Source organism: Naumannella huperziae, from assembly GCF_054073625.1.
The window spans coordinates 2,800,225-2,819,533 of sequence record NZ_JBSXPH010000001.1; the positions used below are offsets into that span (position 1 = coordinate 2,800,225).

At 71.6% G+C, this 19,309-nt stretch carries 21 protein-coding genes; 7 read left to right on the forward strand and 14 right to left on the reverse strand.

Going from position 1 to position 19,309, the window contains the following annotated elements; all coding sequences use genetic code 11:
• Positions 1–151: 151 nt before the first annotated feature.
• Positions 152–415 carry a 30S ribosomal protein S15 gene (rpsO, locus tag ACXDC7_RS13340; RefSeq protein ID WP_459222407.1) on the reverse strand — a complete coding sequence of 88 codons (264 nt, stop codon included), beginning with the start codon at positions 413–415 and terminating at the stop codon, positions 152–154.
• A gap of 237 nt (positions 416–652) precedes the next feature.
• On the opposite strand from rpsO, the gene ACXDC7_RS13345 reads away from it, so the two are divergent.
• The gene (locus ACXDC7_RS13345) at positions 653–988 is read left to right on the forward strand and encodes a hypothetical protein (RefSeq protein ID WP_459222408.1); all 336 of its coding nucleotides are present in this window, start codon (positions 653–655) and stop codon (positions 986–988) included.
• A gap of 52 nt (positions 989–1,040) precedes the next feature.
• On the opposite strand, the gene ACXDC7_RS13350 is transcribed toward ACXDC7_RS13345, so the two are convergent.
• Positions 1,041–1,850, reverse strand: a complete 810-nt coding sequence (locus tag ACXDC7_RS13350) for a hydrolase (protein ID WP_459222409.1) — start codon at positions 1,848–1,850, stop codon at positions 1,041–1,043.
• Between the two features lie 40 nt (positions 1,851–1,890).
• Positions 1,891–2,427 carry a helix-turn-helix domain-containing protein gene (locus ACXDC7_RS13355; RefSeq protein WP_459222410.1) on the reverse strand — a complete coding sequence of 179 codons (537 nt, stop codon included), beginning with the start codon at positions 2,425–2,427 and terminating at the stop codon, positions 1,891–1,893.
• A 75-nt stretch (positions 2,428–2,502) separates the two neighbouring features.
• On the opposite strand from ACXDC7_RS13355, the gene ACXDC7_RS13360 reads away from it, so the two are divergent.
• Both ACXDC7_RS13360 and ACXDC7_RS13365 read left to right on the forward strand, forming a co-directional pair.
• Positions 2,503–3,204, forward strand: coding sequence for an AzlC family ABC transporter permease (locus ACXDC7_RS13360; protein ID WP_459222411.1), 702 nt, complete (start codon positions 2,503–2,505; stop codon positions 3,202–3,204).
• Positions 3,201–3,509 (forward strand): AzlD domain-containing protein, encoded by a 309-nt coding sequence (locus tag ACXDC7_RS13365; RefSeq protein WP_179445969.1) that lies wholly within the window; start codon positions 3,201–3,203, stop codon positions 3,507–3,509. Before ACXDC7_RS13360 ends, ACXDC7_RS13365 begins: the two co-directional genes overlap by 4 nt.
• A gap of 17 nt (positions 3,510–3,526) precedes the next feature.
• Here ACXDC7_RS13365 and ACXDC7_RS13370 read toward each other — a convergent pair whose 3' ends face one another.
• The 7 genes from ACXDC7_RS13370 to rimP all read right to left on the reverse strand — a co-directional run bounded on the left by ACXDC7_RS13370 (position 3,527) and on the right by rimP (position 10,979).
• Positions 3,527–4,471, reverse strand: coding sequence for a bifunctional riboflavin kinase/FAD synthetase (locus tag ACXDC7_RS13370; RefSeq protein ID WP_179445968.1), 945 nt, complete (start codon positions 4,469–4,471; stop codon positions 3,527–3,529).
• 20 nt (positions 4,472–4,491) lie between these two features.
• Entirely contained in the window at positions 4,492–5,379 is an 888-nt protein-coding gene (truB, locus tag ACXDC7_RS13375; protein WP_459222412.1) for a tRNA pseudouridine(55) synthase TruB, read from the reverse strand.
• The gene (rbfA, locus tag ACXDC7_RS13380; RefSeq protein WP_179445966.1) at positions 5,372–5,803 is read right to left on the reverse strand and encodes a 30S ribosome-binding factor RbfA; all 432 of its coding nucleotides are present in this window, start codon (positions 5,801–5,803) and stop codon (positions 5,372–5,374) included. Before rbfA ends, truB begins: the two co-directional genes overlap by 8 nt.
• A gap of 388 nt (positions 5,804–6,191) precedes the next feature.
• The gene (infB, locus tag ACXDC7_RS13385) at positions 6,192–9,017 is read right to left on the reverse strand and encodes a translation initiation factor IF-2 (RefSeq protein WP_459222413.1); all 2,826 of its coding nucleotides are present in this window, start codon (positions 9,015–9,017) and stop codon (positions 6,192–6,194) included.
• A gap of 185 nt (positions 9,018–9,202) precedes the next feature.
• On the reverse strand, positions 9,203–9,496 hold the full coding sequence (locus ACXDC7_RS13390) for a YlxR family protein (protein ID WP_459222414.1): 294 nt from the start codon (positions 9,494–9,496) through the stop codon (positions 9,203–9,205).
• Positions 9,493–10,467, reverse strand: coding sequence for a transcription termination factor NusA (gene nusA / locus ACXDC7_RS13395; RefSeq protein WP_459222415.1), 975 nt, complete (start codon positions 10,465–10,467; stop codon positions 9,493–9,495). Before nusA ends, ACXDC7_RS13390 begins: the two co-directional genes overlap by 4 nt.
• A 2-nt stretch (positions 10,468–10,469) precedes the next feature.
• Positions 10,470–10,979 carry a ribosome maturation factor RimP gene (rimP, locus tag ACXDC7_RS13400; protein ID WP_459222416.1) on the reverse strand — a complete coding sequence of 170 codons (510 nt, stop codon included), beginning with the start codon at positions 10,977–10,979 and terminating at the stop codon, positions 10,470–10,472.
• A gap of 94 nt (positions 10,980–11,073) precedes the next feature.
• On the opposite strand from rimP, the gene ACXDC7_RS13405 reads away from it, so the two are divergent.
• On the forward strand, positions 11,074–12,009 hold the full coding sequence (locus ACXDC7_RS13405; protein ID WP_459222417.1) for a DUF4439 domain-containing protein: 936 nt from the start codon (positions 11,074–11,076) through the stop codon (positions 12,007–12,009).
• A gap of 31 nt (positions 12,010–12,040) precedes the next feature.
• Here the strand turns inward: ACXDC7_RS13405 and ACXDC7_RS13410 are convergent, their stop codons facing one another.
• Complete coding sequence (locus tag ACXDC7_RS13410) at positions 12,041–13,618, reverse strand: M1 family metallopeptidase (RefSeq protein WP_459222418.1); 1,578 nt, start codon at positions 13,616–13,618, stop codon at positions 12,041–12,043.
• A 262-nt stretch (positions 13,619–13,880) separates the two neighbouring features.
• Here ACXDC7_RS13410 and ACXDC7_RS13415 point away from each other — a divergent pair, with 262 nt between their 5' ends.
• A complete protein-coding gene (locus tag ACXDC7_RS13415; protein WP_459222419.1) occupies positions 13,881–14,801 on the forward strand; it encodes a CPBP family intramembrane glutamic endopeptidase in 921 nt (306 codons plus the stop codon).
• A gap of 26 nt (positions 14,802–14,827) precedes the next feature.
• On the opposite strand, the gene ACXDC7_RS13420 is transcribed toward ACXDC7_RS13415, so the two are convergent.
• Positions 14,828–15,631: a sulfite exporter TauE/SafE family protein gene (locus ACXDC7_RS13420; RefSeq protein WP_459222420.1), complete on the reverse strand. Its 804-nt coding sequence runs from the start codon at positions 15,629–15,631 to the stop codon at positions 14,828–14,830.
• Between the two features lie 25 nt (positions 15,632–15,656).
• Here ACXDC7_RS13420 and ACXDC7_RS13425 point away from each other — a divergent pair, with 25 nt between their 5' ends.
• On the forward strand, positions 15,657–16,169 hold the full coding sequence (locus tag ACXDC7_RS13425) for a CGNR zinc finger domain-containing protein (protein ID WP_459222421.1): 513 nt from the start codon (positions 15,657–15,659) through the stop codon (positions 16,167–16,169).
• 16 nt (positions 16,170–16,185) lie between these two features.
• Here ACXDC7_RS13425 and ACXDC7_RS13430 read toward each other — a convergent pair whose 3' ends face one another.
• Together ACXDC7_RS13430 and ACXDC7_RS13435 are read right to left on the reverse strand one after the other, a co-directional pair.
• The gene (locus ACXDC7_RS13430) at positions 16,186–16,896 is read right to left on the reverse strand and encodes a M50 family metallopeptidase (protein ID WP_179445957.1); all 711 of its coding nucleotides are present in this window, start codon (positions 16,894–16,896) and stop codon (positions 16,186–16,188) included.
• 45 nt (positions 16,897–16,941) lie between these two features.
• Positions 16,942–18,444 (reverse strand): MFS transporter, encoded by a 1,503-nt coding sequence (locus ACXDC7_RS13435; RefSeq protein WP_459222422.1) that lies wholly within the window; start codon positions 18,442–18,444, stop codon positions 16,942–16,944.
• A 119-nt stretch (positions 18,445–18,563) separates the two neighbouring features.
• Between ACXDC7_RS13435 and ACXDC7_RS13440 the strand changes: the two genes are divergently transcribed.
• Complete coding sequence (locus ACXDC7_RS13440; protein WP_179445955.1) at positions 18,564–19,304, forward strand: TetR/AcrR family transcriptional regulator; 741 nt, start codon at positions 18,564–18,566, stop codon at positions 19,302–19,304.
• The last annotated feature ends 5 nt before the right edge of the window (positions 19,305–19,309 follow it).

Below are 19,309 nucleotides of genomic sequence, written 5' to 3' on the forward strand. Positions count from 1 at the left end.
CCCGGTCGGCGCGGTCTCGTGGATTGTCAGTTCTTCGGTTGTTCTTCGGTTGTCGGGTGAGCGGCGCTGCCGCTGTCCCTTTCTAGCAAAGAAGGGAGTGTCCCCCGGTCGGCCCGGCGCGACACTCCCTCCTTCCCACCCGAACTGCGACTCAGCGGCGCAGGCCCAGGCGGGCGATCAGCGAGCGGTAGTGCTCGATGTCCTTCTTCGCCACGTAGTTGAGCAACCCGCGGCGCTGGCCGACCATCAGCATCAGCCCGCGGCGGCTGTGATGATCGCCCTTGTGCTGCTTGAGGTGCTCGGTCAGGTGCAAGATCCGCTTGGTGAGCAACGCGATCTGGACATCGGGAGAACCCGTGTCGCCCGGCTTGCTCGCGTACTCGTCGATGATCTTCTGCTTCTCGGCGGCGTCCATTCGACACTCGTCCTTTCCGATGTCCGTTGCGCGGCGCCCTCCCGCCTGGCGGCGGTCCACATCGGGTGGGCGAGGGCTCTTGGTCGTCCGCGGCCGTCATGACGGCAACCTGCACAGGATAGCCCGCGCGCGCAGGATGGGGCGAATCGGCGGGTACGCCGGCCGCTGGTCCCGGCGCTCGCCCGCCGGCTGTGGATAACCCGACCACGGGGATCGGCGGTCGCGTAGCTTGGACACATGAGCACCTCACCGGGGGTCGAGCCGCGGGTACGCCGGCTCGAGAACGATGTCGACGGCATCTATGAGCTGCTCGGCGACCTGTCGACCACGCAGAAGCGCCAATCGACGCGGCTCGCCGAGATCGCCGACACCCAGGGCGAGCACACCCGCATCCTGGGTGAGCATGCCCGCGTTCAGGACGAGCACACCCGCATCCTGGGCGAACACAGCCGCGTCCTGGATCAGCACACCCGCATCCTGGGCGAACACAGCCGCGTCCTGGACGAGCACACCCGCATCTTGGGCGAGCACGGGCAGAAGCTGGACGAGATCCTGGGTCTGCTGCGGCCCTGATCGCGCCGGCCGGTCAGGTCAGCCGGTCAGGTCAGCCGGTCAGGTCAGCCGGTCAGGTCAGGTCGTCGTGGTCGCCGCGCACCCAGGCGGCGTACCGTTGCGCCGATTCCTGTACGGCGCGATCCGCACCGCCGCTCACCGCCCCGCCGAAGTTGTGCCAGATCGTGTCGTAGCGCAGGTCGGCCACGCGCGCGGCGATCCGCTCCACCACCGCGGCGGACAACGGCAGCCGGTTGGGGAAGCTGCGCATGAACGTGACCGTGCGCCGATCGGGATTGGGTGCGATGGTGTCGCCGGCGAACAGCACGCCCGCCCCGCCCTGACCCGCGGCCCAGTGCGCCACCGCGCTGCCCGGGAAGTGGCCGCCGAGCTGGCGCAGCACCAGCTCGTCGGCGAGCCGCAGCTCACCCGACCACTCCTCGATCGCGGGCCCGCGCCGGCCGAGCCAGCCGGCGTCGGCGGCGTTGACCAGCACGGTCGCATCGCCGAGGGCGGCCGACCAGTCGAGCTGGGCCCCGAACATGTGCGGGTGGCTGGCGGCGATCCAGCGCACTCCGTGCTCGCGGGCGAACGCGATCGAGGCATCGTCCAGGTAGCCCGGCGGGTCCCACAGCAGCGCACCGTCGGGCGTCGGCACCAGCATCGCGGTCTGCCCGATGCCCACCTGCGGCTCCGCCGTCAGCCCCCAGTAGCCGCCGTGATCGGCGACGGCGATCCGGGTTCCCGCGGCACGCAGCTCCTCGCCGGTGGTCCACGCCTGCCCGGTCGCGGGGACGTATTGGCGTTCGTCGGCGCAGATCGGGCAGACATCGGGCAGCGGTTCGGCGTACTCCACCGCGCAGGTGCGGCAACTGATCGTCATGGCGTCACTCTCGCGCCTCGACCGCCGTTGAGGTCAACCCTCAGCGCTGCTGGGAGACCAGGACGGCCGAGGTTCCGGGTTCGAGCGCGTCGAACACGTGCGGGACGTCGCCGGGGTAGCTGTGGTAGTCCCCCGGCCCGAGCTCGACCGGCTCGTCGGCCGCCCCGGTCAGCGCGCGGCCGGCGATCAGCACCACGTGCTCGACGGTGCCGGGCGCATGGGCTGCGGAGCGGCGTGGCGGTCCTGGCTCGGCGTCGATCCGGAACAGGTCGCGGCGTACCTGCGGCGGGCAGTGGGACAACACGACGGCCGCGTACTCGGCGTGCTGGGCGCGGGTCGCCTCCCCCTCGCCCGCGCGGATCAGCCGCGACTGCGCCTCGGGCGGATCGATCAGGGCCGAGAACGGTACGCCGAGCGCGGTGGCCAGCGCCCAGATCGTCTCCACCCCGGGATTGCCCTGGCCGGCCTCCACCTGGGAAAGCGTGGACTTGGCGACCCCGGCGCGGCGCGCCAGCTCGGACAGGCTCATCCCGGTGCGGGCACGCTCGGCGCGGACGGCGGCGGCGATCCGGGACACCGCGGCGCTTGGTTCGCTATTTCGATCATTTCGTTCGTCTTGACGAACAGGCGTCATGCGGTCATCGTAGACCACATGTCCCTCCTCGCACTGGCGCGACGCAGCCCCGCGATCCGTGCAGGGGTCTCGATCGCGGTCGCGACCGGCGTCTACGGGGTGTCGTTCGGTGCGCTCGGGGTGGCCGCCGGACTGGACATCGCGCAGACCTGCGCGCTGAGCCTGCTGATGTTCACCGGCGGCTCGCAGTTCGCGCTGATCGGCGTGCTCGCCGGCGGCGGCTCGCCCGCCTCGGCCCTTGCGGCCGGCACCCTGCTCGGCGTCCGCAACGGTGTCTACGCCATGCAGGTGAACGCCGCGCTCCGGCCCACGGGCTGGCGCCGATTCGCCGCGGCGCACCTGACCATCGACGAGTCGACCGCGACGATGCTCGCCCAGACCGACCCGGCCGAACAACGCCGCGGGTTCTGGACCGCCGGGCTCGGCATCTACCTGCTCTGGAACACGAGCACCCTGATCGGTGCGGTGGCCGGCGATGCGCTCGGCGACCCGAGGATGTGGGGTCTGGACGGGGCCGCCGTGGCGGCCTTCCTCGGGTTGTTGTGGCCGCGGTTGTCCGGCGGCGAGCCGTGCGCGATCGCGGTGCTCTGCGGCCTGGTCACCGCGCTGGCCATCCCGCTCCTGCCGAGCGGCGTACCGATCCTGGTGGCGGCCGCCGTCGCGGCACTCTTCGCCGTCGTGGTACGCCCGCGCCGCCCGAGGGAGGCCGCGGCGCGATGAGCTGGTGGTGGCTGATCGCCGGCTGCGCGGCGGCGTACCTGATCAAGCTCAGCGGCTTCTGCATCCCCGCCCGCTTCCTCGAGCGGCCGCTGATCGTCCGGATCGCGGGGTGTATGACGATCGGCCTGCTCGCCTCGTTGGTCGTGGTGAACACGATCGCCTCGGGCCAGCAGGTGTCCCTCGATGCCCGGCTGCTGGCACTCGGCGCGGCCGCGGTCGCGCTGGTGCTCCGCGCGCCATTCATCGTGGTGGTCGTGGTAGGGGCGGTGGCCGCGGCGCTCGGCCGGCTCGCGGGGCTGGCCTGACCGACGACCGGCCGGGGTCAGTTCAGCAGCTCCCGGCAGCGGCGGACGTCGGCGTGCATCTGCTCGATCAGATCGTCCATTCCGGTGAAGGCGACCTGCCCGCGCAGCCGTTCGACGAACTCGACCTGCAGCGGTACGCCGTAGAGCTCGAGGTCGTCGCGATCCAGCACATAGGCCTCGACGACGGTCTCGGGGACATCGTCGAACGTGGGATTGGTGCCGACGGAGATCGCCGCGGGCCAGCGCGGCGCGTCGGGCACGTCGAGCCGACGGGCCCAGCCGCCGTAGACCCCGTCGGCGGGGGCGGCGCGCCAGTCCGGCACCGGCAGGTTGGCGGTCGGGAAGCCGAGCTCGCGGCCGCGCTGGTGGCCACGAACGACGATGCCGTCGTAGCAGTAGGGGCGGCCGAGCAGTTCCGAGGCCGCCTCGACATCGCCGTCGGCCAGCGCTGCCCGGACCCGGGTCGAGGAGACGGGCTCACCGTCGATATCGGCCAGCGGGAGGCCGGTCACCTCGAACTCGCCGCGGGACAGGTCGGTCAGCCGGCCGACATCGCCGGCGGCGCGATGGCCGAACCGGAAGTTCTCGCCGACCATGATCAGGTCCGGGTGCAGCGGGCGGAGGACCCGGTCGACGAACTCCTCGGGCGTCCACTCCGAGGTGTCATCGTCGAAGCCCACCACCTCGACCTCGTCCGCGCCGGCCGCACGCAGCAACCGCTCCCGGGTCGGCAGGTCGGTGAGCAGCCGGGGCGCCTTGTCCGGGCGTACCACCGACATCGGGTGCGGCCAGAAGGTGACGACGATCAACCGGTCGGCCTGGTCGCGGGCCGCACGCAGCAGGGCCTGGTGGCCGCGATGGACGCCGTCGAAATTGCCGATCAGTACCGCCGTGCGCCCGCGCTGCCGCGCGTCCGGGTCCTGGCGCCCGCGCTGCTGCGCGTCCGTGTTCTGCTGGGCCACGCCGCCACCATAGCGACGGGTCAGGACCCGGCGGCGAAGACCGCGACCGGGCGCGCGCTCGCGCCGTCGGGGCGGTAGATCGCGAGCAGTTCGCCGCCGTGCAGCAGCGCAGCCGGGCCGTTCAGTTCCAGCGCGAGGCGCCGGCCGTGACTGATGTCGGCGGCGGCGTCGGCGTCGACCGGCACCGTGGGGAAACAGCCGGCGGCGGCCTCGGCCATGTTGATCAACTCCGGCGCTGCGTCGGTGTCGATGTCGACGGCGCGGTCGAGACCGAACGGGCCGACGCGGGTACGCCGCAGCGCGGTCAGATGCCCCGCGCTGCCGAGCGCCGCGCCGAGGTCGCGGGCCAGCGCGCGGACGTAGGTGCCCGACGAACAGCGGACCCGCACGTCGCAGTCGACGACCGCGAGACCGTCGACCTCGGCCGGGCGGGCGTCGAGCAATGCGAACTCGGCCACCTGCACGCGGCGCGGGGCGAGCTCGACACTCTCCCCCGCCCGGACGCGGGCATAGGAGCGCTTGCCGTCGACCTTGATCGCCGACACCGCGGTCGGCACCTGGTCGATGTCGCCGGTGAATGCGGGCAGTGCGGCGCGGACGCGATCGGCGTCGATCCCCGCGGCGCCGGGGGTGGCGGTGGGCTCGCCGTCGGCGTCGTCGGTGAGCGTGCCGATGCCGAGCCGGATCGTGGCGGTGTACTCCTTCTGGGTCAGCATCAGGTGGCCGAGCAGGCGGGTCGCCCGGTTCACCCCGACCAGCAGCACGCCGGTCGCCATCGGGTCGAGCGTGCCGGCGTGACCGACCTTGCGAGTGCCGAGCAGTCGGCGTACCCGTCCGACGACCTGGTGGGAGGTCCAGCCGGCGGGTTTGTCGACGACGAGCACCCCCGAGCCCGCCGGCTCATTCATCGTCGGCGTCGCGCGGCTTCTTGTAGGGGTCGGACTCGCCGGCATATGCGGCGCCGGAGGCCCGCTCGGCGAGCGAGGCATCGTCGGTGCGGGCGCGGTCCAGCAACTCGTCGATGTGCCGGCCGGCCTCGGGCACCGCGTCGGGCTGGAAGGCGATGGACGGCGCGTGTCGCAGCCCGAGCTGCTTGCCGACCTGGCTGCGGATCAGGCCGGTCGCCGACGCCAGAGCTGCCGCGGTCCCGGCATGGTCGGCGTCGTCGCCGAGCACCGTGTAGAAGATCGTGGCCTCGCGGGTGTCGCCGGTCAGCGAGACATCGGTGATCGTCACGAAGCCCAGCCGGGGATCCTTGATCCGCCGCTCCAGCAACTGCGCGACGATCGTCTTGATCTGGTCTGCCAACTTGAGGACGCGCGGCGACGCCATGATCACTCCTTGAGGACGCGGTGCGGGTGAACGCGGACAGGCCGACCAGTCTATCCCCAGCCGCGGGCCCGATCGGCATCCGCGAACCCAGCCGGCACCCGCGAACGGTGCAACACCCGCGCCTGCCGATCCAGCTCGCACCTGCCGACCCAGCCCGAGCCTGCCGAGCCAGCCGGCACCTGCCGGTTCAGCCCGCGCCTGCGACGGCGTACCCCAATCCGCGAACCCAACCGGCACCCGCGAACGGTGCAACACCCGCGCCTGCCGATCCAGCCCGCGGCTGCCGGTTCAGCCCGCGGCTGCCGGGACGCGAAGCGGGCCCGCCCCCGAGAGGGACGGGCCCGCTTTCATCAGCTCGCGCGCCGAGGACGCTGGAGCGGCCGGTGGATCACTCCCGCGGCTTCTCCCGCATCTCGTAGGTCTCGATCACATCGTCGACCTTGACGTCGGAGTAGTTGGTCAACGTCAGACCGCATTCGTAGCCCTCGCGGACCTCGGTGACGTCGTCCTTCTCCCGGCGCAGCGACGCGATGTCGGTGTCGACCACCACCACGCCGTCGCGGAGCAGCCGCGCCTTCGCGTTGCGGCGCATGATGCCGCCGGTGACCAGACAGCCGGCGATCGTGCCGACCTTGGAGGAGCGGAACACCTGGCGTACCTCGGCGGTCCCGAGTTGCACCTCCTCATAGATCGGCTTCAGCATGCCCTTCAGGGCCGCCTCGATCTCGTTGATCGCGTCGTAGATCACCGAGTAGTAACGGATGTCCACGTTCTCGCGATCCGCCAGCTCGGTGGCCTTGCCCTGCGCCCGGACGTTGAAGCCGATGATCACCGCACCGGAGGCGGCGGCCAGCGAGACGTTGGTCTCGGTGATGGCACCGACACCGCGATCGATCACGCGCAGCGACACCTCCTCGCCCACGTCGATCTTGGCCAGCGCCTCCTCCAGGGCCTCGACCGAACCGGCGCCGTCGCCCTTGAGGATGAGCAGCAGCTCCGACGTCTCGCCCTTCTCCATCTGCTCGAAGAGCTGATCGAGGGTACGCCGACGCGCGCCCGCCGCCTGCTGTGCGGCCCGCTTGCGCGCCTCGCGCTGATCGGCGATCTGTCGCGCGGTCCGATCGTCCGGCACCACCAAGATCGTGTCACCGGCGCCCGGGACGCTGGTCAGGCCCAACACCTGGACCGGCATCGACGGCGGCGCCTCCGCGACGGAGTCGCCATGATCATCGAGCAACGCGCGGACGCGCCCGTAGGCCGGGCCACAGACGATCGAGTCACCCACCCGCAGCGTGCCGCGCTGCACCAGCACCGTGGCGATGGGGCCGCGACCCTTGTCCAGGTGCGCCTCGATGGCGACACCCTGGGCCTCCATGTCCGGATTGGCCCGCAGCTCCAGCGCCGCATCGGCGGTCAGCACGATCGCCTCGAGAAGGTTGTCGAGCCCCACGCCGGTCACGGCGGACACGTCGACGAACATCGTCTCGCCGCCGTACTCCTCCGGGATCAGCCCGTACTCGGTGAGCTGCCCGCGCACCTTCGACGGGTCGGCGCCCTCCTTGTCGATCTTGTTCACCGCGACCACGATCGGCAGATCCGCCGCCGTGGCGTGGTTCAGCGCCTCGATGGTCTGCGGCATCACCCCGTCGTCGGCCGCCACCACCAGCACGGCGATGTCGGTCGACTTCGCACCGCGGGCACGCATGGCGGTGAACGCCTCGTGACCCGGGGTGTCGATGAAGGTGATCTTGCGCTCCTGATCATCGACCTCGGTCGCGACCTGGTACGCGCCGATGGCCTGCGTGATGCCGCCGGCCTCGCCCGCCACCACATTGGACTTGCGCAGCGCGTCCAGCAGCTTGGTCTTGCCGTGGTCGACGTGACCCATCACGGTGACGACCGGCGGCCGGACCGCCAGGTCCTCCTCGCCACCGGCATCCTCGCCGAACTCGATGTCGAACCGCTCCAGCAGCTCGCGATCCTCGTCCTCGGGCGAGACCACCTGGATGTCGTAGTTCAGCTCCGTGCCGAGCACCTGCAGCGTCTCGTCGTTCACCGACTGGGTCGCGGTGACCATCTCGCCCATGTTGAACAACACCTGGACCAGGGCCGCCGCGTCCACGCCGATCTTCTCGGCGAGGTCGGTCAGCGAGGCGCCGCGGCGCAGCCGAACGGTCTGCCCCTCGCCCTTGCGGACGCGGACGCCACCGATCGTCGGCGCCTCCATCTCGTGCACCTCTTGGCGACGCTGCTTGCGCGACTTCCGACCGCGGCCCTTCTGGCCACCGCGGCCGAACGCGCCCTGGGTGCCGCCACGGCCACCACGACCGCGCCCGGGACCCATCGGCGGGCCGCCGGGACCTCCCGGGCCGCCGGGACCACGAGAACCGCCCGGACCGCCGCGGCCGCGGCCGGGGCCGCCGCCGGGACGCCCGCGCCCCGGCGCGCCGGGCGCGCCGAGCGAGGACTGCTTGGGCATCATCGCCGGGTTCGGCCGGGGCATCCCGGACACGCCGCCCGGGCGCGGCCCGCCAGGACGGGGGCCGCCGGGACGGCTCGCGTCACCGGTGCCGGTACGCCCCTCGGGCCGGCGCGGGGTACGCCCCATGCCCTGGGAGCTGGCGAACGGGTTGTTGCCCGGTCGCGGGCCCGACGGCCGGGGTCGCGGACCACCGGCACCGGGCAGGCCGCCCGTCGAGCCGGGGCGAGGCGACCGCGGTCCGGGTCGCTCGCCCGCGCCGGGGCGCGGCGGACGATCGCCGGACGGCCGCTCGGGTGACGGCCGCTCGGCCGGCGGTCGCGGACCGGGACGCGGCGCGCCGCCGGGGCGCGCGGGTGCCGGGGGCGCCGACTCGGCCGAGGGCGCCTGGGGCGCCGACTCGGTCGCTGCCGGGCGGTCCGGCTCGGCCGCCGGCTCCTGGGGGGCCTGTGGTGCGGGCGGCCGGGGTGCCGCCTTCTTGGCGGCCGGGCCCGGGGTCGGGCGCGGCGCTGCCTTCTTTGCCGGGGCGCTCTTCTGCGCGGGCGCGGACGGCGCCCCGTTGCCCGGCGTTGCTGAACCGCCGTCCAGCTTCTCGCTCAGGCGCCGGACCACCGGCGCCTCGATCGTCGACGAAGCGGAACGGACGAATTCCCCCATGTCCTTGAGGACCTGGAGGACCTCCTTGCTTTCGAGCCCGTGCTCTTTGGCGAACTCGTAGACGCGGACCTTGGCCACTACTCTCCTTCAGGTCCGGGCCTTCGAGTGCCTGGACCAGTTAGTTGTTGTGCGTGTTCATCGCTTGTGCGTGTTCATCGCGTGTCCATGAGCGATTGCCCACCTTCTGGTCGGACGAGGCCCGGACGACCGGGCCCCTGTCGGCTCGTACAAAGACCTCCCGACGGGAGGCGTACCCGCCAATCCTAGTCGGCCGGACCCAGAACTGTCGCATCGGGCCGCGCCAGCCGCGCGGCGAGGGCGCCCCAGTCGACGCGCAGGCCGTCCGCGGGCACCCGCAGCGCCCGGGGCAGCGCCCGGCGTCGGCGGGCGAGATCGAGGCAGCCGGGATCGGGATGCAGCCACGCACCCCGCCCGGGCAGGGTACGCCCGATCGCGATCGCACCACCCGCGCCGACGGCCAGCCGGCACAGCTCCGCCTGCGGTGCCCGCCGCCGGCAGCCCACGCAGGTACGCGTCGGCGCGGGCCCCTCGCTCACTCCGCGGGCTCGGTGTCCGGCCGGATGTCGATCCGCCAGCCGGTCAGCCGGTTGGCGAGCCGGGCGTTCTGCCCCTCGCGGCCGATCGCCAGCGAGAGCTGGTAGTCGGGCACGATCACCCGGGCCGCCCGGGCGACCGGGTCGACGATCTGGACCGAGCTGACCTTGGCCGGCGACAGCGCATTCGCGACGAACGTCGCCGGATCGTCGGACCAGTCGATGATGTCGATCTTCTCCTCGTTCAGCTCGTGCATCACCGCCCGGACCCGTTGTCCCATGGGTCCGATGCACGCGCCCTTCGCACTGACGTCGGGGCTGTTGCTGGTCACCGCGATCTTGGTCCGGTGGCCGGCCTCGCGGGCGACGGCCTTGACCTCGACCACGCCCTGCTCGATCTCGGGAACCTCCATCCTGAACAGGCGCTTGACCAGGTCCGGATGGGTGCGCGACACGACGACCTGCGGGCCGCGCAGCTCCTTGCGTACCGCCACGATGAAGACCCGGATCCGGTCGCCGTGCCGGTAGGTCTCGCCGGGCACCTGCTCGGCCAGCGGCATGATCGCCTCGATCTTGCCGAGGTCGACCAGCACGGTCCGGGAATCCCTGCCCTGCTGGACGATACCGGAGACGGTGTCGCCCTCGGAGGCGGCGAAGTGACCATACTTCTGCTCATCCTCGGCATCGCGCAGACGCTGGAAGATCACCTGCCGCGCGGTGGCCGCGGCGACCCGTCCGAAGTCGTGCGGGGTGTCGTCGTACTCGCCGACGGCATTGCCCTCCTCGTCCAGCTCAGGGGCCAGGACGCGGACGCTGCCGGTCTTGCGGTCCAGCTCCACCCGGGCACCGGGCACGGGGCTCTCGGTCTTCTCGTACGCGTTGAGCATCGCGTCCTCGAGAGCGGTCACCAACACCTCGAGCGGAATCTCCTTGTCCCGTTCGATTGCGCGCAGCGCGGACATGTCGATGTCCATGATCATTCCTCCTCGGCGGCCGCGTCGGCGGTCGGTCGCTTCTTGCTCAGCTCGACCTGCACGGTCGCCTTCTCGACGTCTTCGAAGGGGATCCGGGTCTCCGTGCCGTCGACGCTGATCAGGACGGCGTCGTCGGTGACGCCGCTGATCCGGCCCTCGATCGGCTCGTCCGAGCGGTCCGCTCCGGCGCGCGGCCGGACCCGGACCAGCCGGTCGAGATTGCGTCGCCAGTGCTCGGGCCGGACCAGCGGCGCGCTCACGCCGCGCGAGGACACCTCCAGGGTGAACGCGTTGTTGCCGACGGCACTGGACTCGTCCAGCCGGCGCGAGATGGCTCGGGTCGCCTCGGCGATGTCGTCCAGACTCGGCCCGCGACCGTCCGGACCGTCACCGTCCACGGTGATCCGGAGCAGGGTACGCCGACCCGCCGGACGGACGTCGAGGGCATCGAGTTCAAGATCGAACTGCGCCAGGAGCGGAGTGATCTCGGCAACGAGTTGGGGTTCGTTCACGTTGTCCTCCGGTCCGGTTGTGCTCAGCAGTTTTGTCGCAGCATACCCCGGCTGCGACCGGGATTCCGGGTGTGCCTCGGGTAGCCTGCGGCAGGTGTCCGCCACCACCCGTCGAACCTTTCTCGCGCTCGGGTCCCTCGTCGCGGCCGGCGCTGCGGGCGGCATCGCCATCGGCACCGCGGCGCTGGGCAGCCCGGCGCTGAGCGGACCGCGACCGGTGCGCCCACCGAGCCCGACGCCGACCCCGCCACCGCGTCTCGCCGAGGGCATCGAGTTGTCCGCCGGGCTGCTCGCGGCCGCCCGGGCCGCCGAAGATGATCATCCGCTGGTCGCCCAGTTGGTCCGCGACCATGCAGCACAGCTCGCGGCGCTGCGTTCGCCGGAGCCCGCCGCCCGTCCCGCCGAGCCGACGCCCGGCACCGAGCCGCCGGCACCTCGGCCCGGCCGGGATCCGTTGCGCACCCTGATCGAGGCCGAACGCGCCGCGGTCGATGCCTATGCCGGTTGGGCGGGCGAGACGACCGGCGGGATCGCCCTGGTCTGGGGCTCGCTGGCCGCCCACGCCGCCGGCGCTGCCGGCGCCCTTCGTTCCTCCACCCGCCGCGCCGAATCACCGGCACCGGGCACCGGCCCGGCGGTCACGGTCGACGACACCACCGCCCTGCAGCAGGTGGTCGCCCAGTCCCATGCCGCGATCTTCGGCTATCAGCGGCTGCTCGCGCTGGTGCCGCGCGGCGAGTCCGACCCGGTCGACGCGGGGCTCAAGGCCTACCGCGGATTGCGCGACGACCTGACGGCGGCGCTGGCCGACCGGGGCGCCGCGGCGCCGGCGGCCGCCCCGGCGTACCGCACCGAGGGCAGCGCCGAGGAGATCGGCCGGCAGATCGAATCCGGCGCGTTGCCGTACCTGGGTCAGTGGCTGCAGGCAGCCGCGGAACCCGCGTCGGCGACGGCCGCGCTGCGCGAGGCGACCGGGCGAGCGCTCGGGTGGGGCGCCGCCCTGCCGGCATGGCCCGGCTGGCCCGGCTGAGCCGGCCGCCGGGGCCACGCCGGTCAGGAGTTCAGCGGGCCTCCTTGAGCGTGCGATGGGTGTGGTCCAGGGTCTCGCGGGTGCGCTGCAGCGTGCGCTGGTCGGCCTTCTCGGCGGTCTTACCCTGGGCATTGGTCTGCTTCGCCGCCTTGGCCGTGCCGAAGTCGAGGCCGTTCTCCGCGGTGGCCGCCGGCTTGCGCTGGTCGTAGAGCCAGGCGCGGAAGAAGCCGTCCAGGTCCTCGCCGCTGAGCTTCTCGGCCAGGGCCATGAACTCCTCGACCGAGCCGTTTCCGTACCTCTTCTCCGCCTGCCAGGTACGCAGGAGCTGCCAGAAGGCCGGCGATCCGATCCGATTGCGGAGCGCCTGGACGCTCATCGCGCCCCGGTCGTAGACCGCGGCGTCGAAGACATTGTCCCGGCCCGGATCGGCAATCGAGACCTGCCACATCGGGCTGTCTGCGGCGTACCCGTCGTAGTACTCGCGCAGCAACTGGTTCGCGGTCCCCTCGCCCTGGTCCTCGCTCCACAGCCACTCGGCGTGGCTGGCGAAGGCCTCGTTGACCCAGATGTCCTTCCATTCCTGGACCGACACGCTGTCACCCCACCACTGGTGGGCCCACTCGTGTGCCACCACGCCCATGTTCGAGCCCCGCCGCCAGAAGCCGCGGGTGTAGACCGGCCGGGTCTGGGTCTCCAGCGCGTAACCGAAGTCCGCGGCCGGCGCGACGTCGCCGACGGCGTCGAACGGGTACGGCCCGTACTGGCTGGACAAGAAGTCCACCACCTCCGGGGTACGCGCGAAGTCGGTCTCGGCCCGCTGGGTGGTGGTCGAGTTGTCGGTCGGCACGGCATAGATCCAGGGCAGCCCCTTGCTGGTCGTGCCCTCGGTGACCTTGTACTGCCCGATCGCCATGAACGCCAGATAGGTCGCCATCGGCTTGGTCTCGCGCCAGCGCCACACGTCGCCCTTCGGCGACAGCGTGCGCGAGACGAGCTGACCGTTGCTCAGCGCCTCGACACCGCTCGGCACCCGGATCGTGACGTCGAACCTCGCCTTGTCCTGCGGGTGGTCATTGGCCGGGTACCACCAGGCCGAGATCTCGGGCTCCCCGAGCGCCACCGCACCATCGGGGGTCTTGATCCACGGGTTGATGCCGTCGACCTCAACCGAGGAAGGTACGCCGGCGTACTCCACCGTGATCGTCATCTGCTGGCCCGAGCGGATCCGGTTCTTCGGGGTCACGACCAGCTCGTGCGGGTCGTCCTGGTTGTACCGGGCGACCTTGCCGTTGACCATCACGCGGCTCACCGGCAGCGCGAAGTCGAGATTGAAGCGCCGCAGGTTCTGGGTGGCCTTCGCGGTGATGGTCGTGGTGCCGGTGAGCAGGTCGCCGGCCGGGCGGTAGTTGACGTCGATGGCGTACCTGCTGACGTCGTAGCCGGAATTGCCGTAGTTGGGGAAGTAGTCGTCCCCGAGACCGGCGCCGCCGATGTCGCGCGGCGCGGCACTCGCGGTGATCGGGGCGACGGCCAGCGCGACGCCGGTGACGCCGGCGGCCAGCGCCGCCCGGAGGGTGCGTGAGCGGATTGCAGATCGGTTGTGGGACACGGAATCTCCTCGGATCCGCGCGGCCGGGGCCGGCCGATGGGCAGGCCCGGGTCCGCGCGTGGACGGGTTCGATCCCTATTTCCTACCGCAGCGGGCGCGTCACGTCAGGAGAATGCGGTGGCTACTTCCGGCCAGTCCACGCCGGGCAGGCGTCGAGGCGATCGACCGTTGACCCGGCCGGTCCGCTGTGGAAACGTGAGGTGCCACCCCGGCGGCCGCGGCCCGCCTCTGGTCGCTGGCGAGCACACTCCAGGAGACCGCCATGGGCACATCGCAGCAGCAGTCCCTCGACCAGCTCCCGTTCCCGGAGGCCATGCGCGCCGCCCGTCGACCCACCGGGCCGATCCTCGGCATCGTCGTCGTCAGCGTCATCTTCCTGCTCGCGCAGGCCTCGGCCCTGCCGTTCGTCTCTCTCGACGACCAGGGCACGCAGATGACCTTCGCCAAGCAGGCGATCCTGACCGGCAGCTTCGCCGTCGGCGCGATCCTGATCTTCGCGTGGGTGCGGTGGAAGGAGGGTCGGCGCATCAGCACGCTCGGATTCGCCCGTCCCGGGGCGATGATGAAGATCGGCCGCGGCGCTCTGATCGGGATCGCCATGATCTCCGTCGTGGCGCTCGTCAACGCGGCCCTCGGCAGCGCGAGCATCGGCTCCCCGGACTGGTCGGCCGTGGGACCGGCCGCCGTCCTGCTGCTCGGCTTCGGAGTCCAGGGCAGCACCGAAGAGCTCTACGCGCGCGGCTACCTTGTCCAGGCGGTCGCATGGAAGTGGGGGGTCATCGCCGCCTTCGCGATTCAGACGATCTGGTTCACCCTGCTCCACGGCGCGAACGGGGGCATGACGCTCGTGCCGGTGATCAATCTCGCCCTTGTCGCACTGTTCCTCGGGTGCTGGTCGTTGGCCGAAGGCGGTCTGTGGGGCGTGTGCGCGTTCCATGCGCTGTGGAACTGGGGTCAGGGCAACCTGTGGGGAGCGAACGTGTCGAACATGGAGATCTCGACATCCGTCCTCTCCTTCGACCCCGCCCCCGGGGCGAGCGAGCTGCTCACCGGCGGCGGATTCGGGTTCGAAGGCAGCATCGTCGCGACCATCGTGCTCGCGATCGGCACCGTCGTCGCGTTCACCATCTGGCAGCGCAACCGCCGCCGAGATGCCGGGGCGGATGCCGAGTTCGGCCGCTGACCCAGCACACCTCTGCGGAAACGGCGTCACCGCCCGAGGTGTCCGATCAGCTCGATGACCAGATCGGCCCCGAGCTTGGCGATCAGGGCGCCGATGACCACCAGGAAGACCACCCGGACGAACCCGTTCCCGTGTCGGACGGCCATCCGGGCGCCGATCAGCCCGCCGGTGAGATTCGCCGCCGCCATGCACAGGCCGAGGCCGACGAGCAGGTAGCCGTTCAGTCCGAAGACCAGGATGGAGGCGATGTTCGTCGTCAGATTGGCGATCTTGGCCTTCGCGGTGGCCTCCAGGAAGCCGTAGCCGAGCACCGCGACCAGCCCGATCACGAAGAACGACCCGGTTCCGGGGCCGAGGATTCCGTCGTAGCCGCCGACGACCAGCCCGATCGCCGCCGCCTTCGCGTGGTGGCGCGCGTCGCGGGTGCCGACCCGCGACTCGCGGCCGAGCGCCGGGCGGCGCCACGTGTACCAGCCGACCCCGATCAGCGCGGCGAGCACGATCGGGGTGAACAGCGCGCGGGGCAGGAACTGGGCAAGCCAGGACCCGGCGGTCGACCCCGCATAGGCCCCGACCACCAGCGGCAGCACGGTCGACCAGTGCACGGTGACCCTGGTCACGTAGGTCAGCGTGGCGACCAGCGTGCCGGCCGCCGAGCTGATCTTGTTCGTGCCGAGGATGCTCGGCGGGGGCGTGTCCGCCGGAAGGGCGAGCAGCAACGACGGGAGCTGGATCAGTCCCCCACCGCCGACCACGGAGTCGACCCATCCCGCGACGAACGCGACGCCGATCAGGGCGAGCAGGGTGACCAGCGGTATCTCGTCGAGCACGGGCCGATCATGCTGTAATGACTAAGTGTTGATCAACCCTTACGGTGCGGAGCCGGTACGCCTGGCCGCCCGACTGGCCGACGAGCGGCCTCGCACACCCGCCGAGTTGCAGGAGATCTGCGACGACGAGGACGTGGTCGGCGGTCTGCCACCCCGCCCCGCCGACGTGCGTCAGCTCGACGAACTGCTGGACGCCTGGCTGACGGTCGTCGACGCGCCCGACGACCGCGCCCGCGCGCGGCGGCTGAACCGGCTGCTCGCCCGCTACGCCGAACACCCGCGGCTGACCGACCACACCGGCACCTGGCATCTGCACTACCGCCCCGAGCGGGTCGGCCTGGCCAGGCTGCTGGCGACCATGATCACCGTGGGGACCGCCCTGCACCTGACCGAGCGCGGGATGGACCGGCTGGGCCGCTGCGCCGCCCCCGACTGCCGGCGGGCCTATGCCGACACCTCCCGCAACGGCACCCAGCGATTCTGCTGCCAACGCTGCGGCACCCGGGAGGCGGTACGCCGACACCGCGCGCGGGCCTGAGCGCGCATCCGCGCCGTCACAGCCCGGCCGCGGCGAGCACCTGCGGCAACAGCAGAGCGAGGCCGCCGACCAGGCAGGCAAGACAGATGCCGAGGAAGATCAGCACCCAGAAGGTGGCCGGCAGCCGCGTCAACCGGGCGAGCTGGCCGGCATCGGAGGTGCGGCTCGGGTGGACCAGCAGCTCCAGGGCGGCCCGCGGCGCGGACAGCAGCAGCAGCCAGGTCGCGGTGAACGCGATCATGGACTGTCGGGCCGGGGCGAGGTACCACGACGCGGCCGCGATCGCGCCGCCGAGCGCGAGCAGCACCAGCAGACCGTAGAAGTTCCTGATCTTGAGCAGCAGGAGCGCGAGCAGCACCAGGCTGGCCCAGAGCAGACCCACGGCGTACCCCTGACCCAACAGCCAGGCCGCTCCCAGCCCGAAGATCGCCGGCGCCGGATAGCCCGCCGCGAAGGTGAGTACCATCCCCGGGCCGGTCGGCCGGCCCCGGGAGACGGTGAGCCCCGAGGTGTCGGTGTGCAGCCGGATTCCCTCCAGCGAGCGGCCGGCCAGCGTCGCGACCACGGCATGGCCCGCCTCGTGCACGACGGTGGTCAACATCCGCACGAGCGGCCAGGCGATCACGACCAGGCCGAGCGCGACCAGGGCGCTGATCAACACCTCGGCCGGCTCGGGCACCGGCTGCCGTTGCGTCGCCCGCCGCCAGATCTCGCTCACGATCTCCATCGGCAACCAGTGTGCGCGAACGCACCAAGATCGGCGCGGGACCGATCATTTCGCCGGCATCGCCGCCTGCCGCAGGAAGGCGAACAGGCAGACCACGGCGGTGACCAGCAGCGCGCCGACACCCGCACCGATGGTCAACTGCGCCGCGTGGCTGAAGGCCAACTGGGCCACCTGCGCGAGCGCCGGGCTGCCGCTGCTCACGGCCTCGGCGAGCGAGGCGGTGACGCCGGGCGGCAGCCCCAGCCGGTAGAGCTGGCTGAGCACTGCGCCGAGCACGCCGATCCCGAGCGCGCTGCCGACCTCCTGGAAGGTGTCGTTGAGCGCCGACCCCATCCCGGCCCGCTCGGGCGGCAGCGCGTCGATCACCCGCAGCGCCGCGCTGGTCATCGCCATCCGGTTGCCCACGCCGGACAGCGCGATGCCGCCGATCAACAGGGCGACCTGGGAGACGCCCAGCGCCGCGGTGCCGAAGCCGACCGCACCGAGCGCGAGCCCGAGCGCGGTCGCCCGCCGGTCGCCGAGCGCGGTCGTCAGCCGGGTGATCAGGCCGTTGGTGGCGAGCATCAGCACCACCGACGGGAGGGTCATCAGTCCGGCGATCACGGCCGAGTAGCCGAACACCAGTTGCAGCAACTGGGTGGTGATGAACATCGTGGCCATCATCATGAAGAAGACCATCGCCTCGACCAGCGCCGGCAGGGCGAACGCCCGCCGGGTGAGCAGTGAGACGTCGAGCATCGGGTGCGCCGCGCGGAGCTGCCGCGCGATGAAGGCGATGCCGGCGAGCAGCGCGATGGCCGCGGCGGCGAGTGTCGGTACGCTCAGCCAGCCGTTCTCGGGGCCGCTGCCCAGGGCATAGATCAGTCCCCCCATGGTGAACACCGAGGTCACGGCACCGATCAGATCGGCGGGCTCGGCGGTGCCGTCGGTGGACTCCGGCACGGCCCTGAGCAGGACCGGGATCGCGATCAGGGCGACCGGGATGTTGAGCAGGAACAGCCAGTTCCAGTGCAACTGGCTGAGCAGCAGGCCGCCGAGCACCGGGCCGATCGTGAATCCCGCCATAGCGGCGATGCTGAAGACCCCCATCACACTGCCGCGCGCCGGACCGGTGAAGGTGGCGAAGAGCAACGAGAGCGTACTCGGCATCACGAGCGCCGCGCCCACCCCGACGAGCGCGCGAACCGCGATCACGCCCGGGACGGTGCCACCGGCGACGAGGATCGCCAACGAGGCGACGGCCATCAGCGCCAGACCGGCCAACATCACCTTGCGGCGCCCGATCCGGTCGCTGAGGTTGCCAGTGGTCAGTAGCAGGCCGCCGAAGGTGACCGAGTACGCCGAGACGATCCACTGCAGGTCGCCCGCCGAGGCGCCCAGGTCCCGGGCGATGGTCGGCAGAGCGACGTTCAGGATGCTGTTGTCCATCATCACGGTGACGAGCGCGAGCATCATCGCGGTCAGCACCAGCCAGTTCTTCCGCAGCACGCCGCTGCCGTCCGGCGCGATCTCGGGTGCGGGTACGGGTTCGGTGAGTGAGGTGGCCATCGGGGCTTCTCTCGATCGTGTTGGTCGAACTCCGTTCGGTTCGCACGAACACAGTACGACTATCGAACGTCGTTCGGCAACCCGCCCGCGGTTCGAGTCCTTTGTGGTTCCATGACGCCATGGCTGATGGACGGCGCGGACCGCGGCAACCCGACCGGCGGCGACCACGGCGAGCGCCCAGCGAACGCCGCGCCGCGGGCCGGGCCCGGGTAGCACTGAGCACCGAGCGGATCGTCGACGCCGCGGTCGCGATCCTCGACGAGGGCGGGCCCGACGCGTTGACCTTCCGCCGGCTCGCGGGCGAGCTCGGGGTTGGCGTCGCATCGCTGTACTGGCATGTCGACGACAAGGAAGACCTGCTGATGCTGTGCTTCGAGCACGTGCTCGACGCGGACCGCGCACCGATCGAGCCCGGCCCCGGGGCCGGGGACTGGAAGCGGGACATCCGCGAACAACTGCTGGGCTACTTCGACCTCAGCGAGCGCCATCCGTGGATCGCCGCCATTGCTCCCGGCGTGACCGCCGACGGGTTCAGCGTGGCGGTACGGGTCCTGGGCCTGACCGGGGAGCGGATCCGCTCGCTCGGTTTCGACGACGTGCGCACGTTCTATCTGGCCTCGGCCCTCTTCGGCTCGCTCACCTCGATCATGATGCAGACGATGCGGCTGGCCTACGGACCGCCGGGGCGCCGGGAGGACGTGCTGGCCGAGTTCGCCGATGCACTGGGCCGGCAGGAGGACCAGTACCCCGGCGTCGCCCGGCTGGCCCGGGTGATGGCCACCCACTCCGATCGCGACCAGTTCGTGGCGGCGGTCGACGTGATCCTGGCCGGCATCGAGGCCGAGGCCGCCAAGCTCTGAGCGGG

What these genes read in the sequence shown, in the direction of transcription:
- rpsO (WP_459222407.1), bottom strand. Translation starts at nt 415, where the DNA reads ATGGACGCCGCCGAGAAGCAGAAGATCATCGACGAGTACGCGAGCAAG.
- ACXDC7_RS13345 (WP_459222408.1), top strand. Translation starts at nt 653, where the DNA reads ATGAGCACCTCACCGGGGGTCGAGCCGCGGGTACGCCGGCTCGAGAAC.
- ACXDC7_RS13350 (WP_459222409.1), bottom strand. Translation starts at nt 1,850, where the DNA reads ATGACGATCAGTTGCCGCACCTGCGCGGTGGAGTACGCCGAACCGCTG.
- ACXDC7_RS13360 (WP_459222411.1), top strand. Translation starts at nt 2,503, where the DNA reads ATGTCCCTCCTCGCACTGGCGCGACGCAGCCCCGCGATCCGTGCAGGG.
- ACXDC7_RS13365 (WP_179445969.1), top strand. Translation starts at nt 3,201, where the DNA reads ATGAGCTGGTGGTGGCTGATCGCCGGCTGCGCGGCGGCGTACCTGATC.
- truB (WP_459222412.1), bottom strand. Translation starts at nt 5,379, where the DNA reads ATGAATGAGCCGGCGGGCTCGGGGGTGCTCGTCGTCGACAAACCCGCC.
- rbfA (WP_179445966.1), bottom strand. Translation starts at nt 5,803, where the DNA reads ATGGCGTCGCCGCGCGTCCTCAAGTTGGCAGACCAGATCAAGACGATC.
- nusA (WP_459222415.1), bottom strand. Translation starts at nt 10,467, where the DNA reads ATGGACATCGACATGTCCGCGCTGCGCGCAATCGAACGGGACAAGGAG.
- ACXDC7_RS13415 (WP_459222419.1), top strand. Translation starts at nt 13,881, where the DNA reads ATGGGCACATCGCAGCAGCAGTCCCTCGACCAGCTCCCGTTCCCGGAG.
- ACXDC7_RS13430 (WP_179445957.1), bottom strand. Translation starts at nt 16,896, where the DNA reads ATGGAGATCGTGAGCGAGATCTGGCGGCGGGCGACGCAACGGCAGCCG.
- ACXDC7_RS13435 (WP_459222422.1), bottom strand. Translation starts at nt 18,444, where the DNA reads ATGGCCACCTCACTCACCGAACCCGTACCCGCACCCGAGATCGCGCCG.
- ACXDC7_RS13440 (WP_179445955.1), top strand. Translation starts at nt 18,564, where the DNA reads ATGGCTGATGGACGGCGCGGACCGCGGCAACCCGACCGGCGGCGACCA.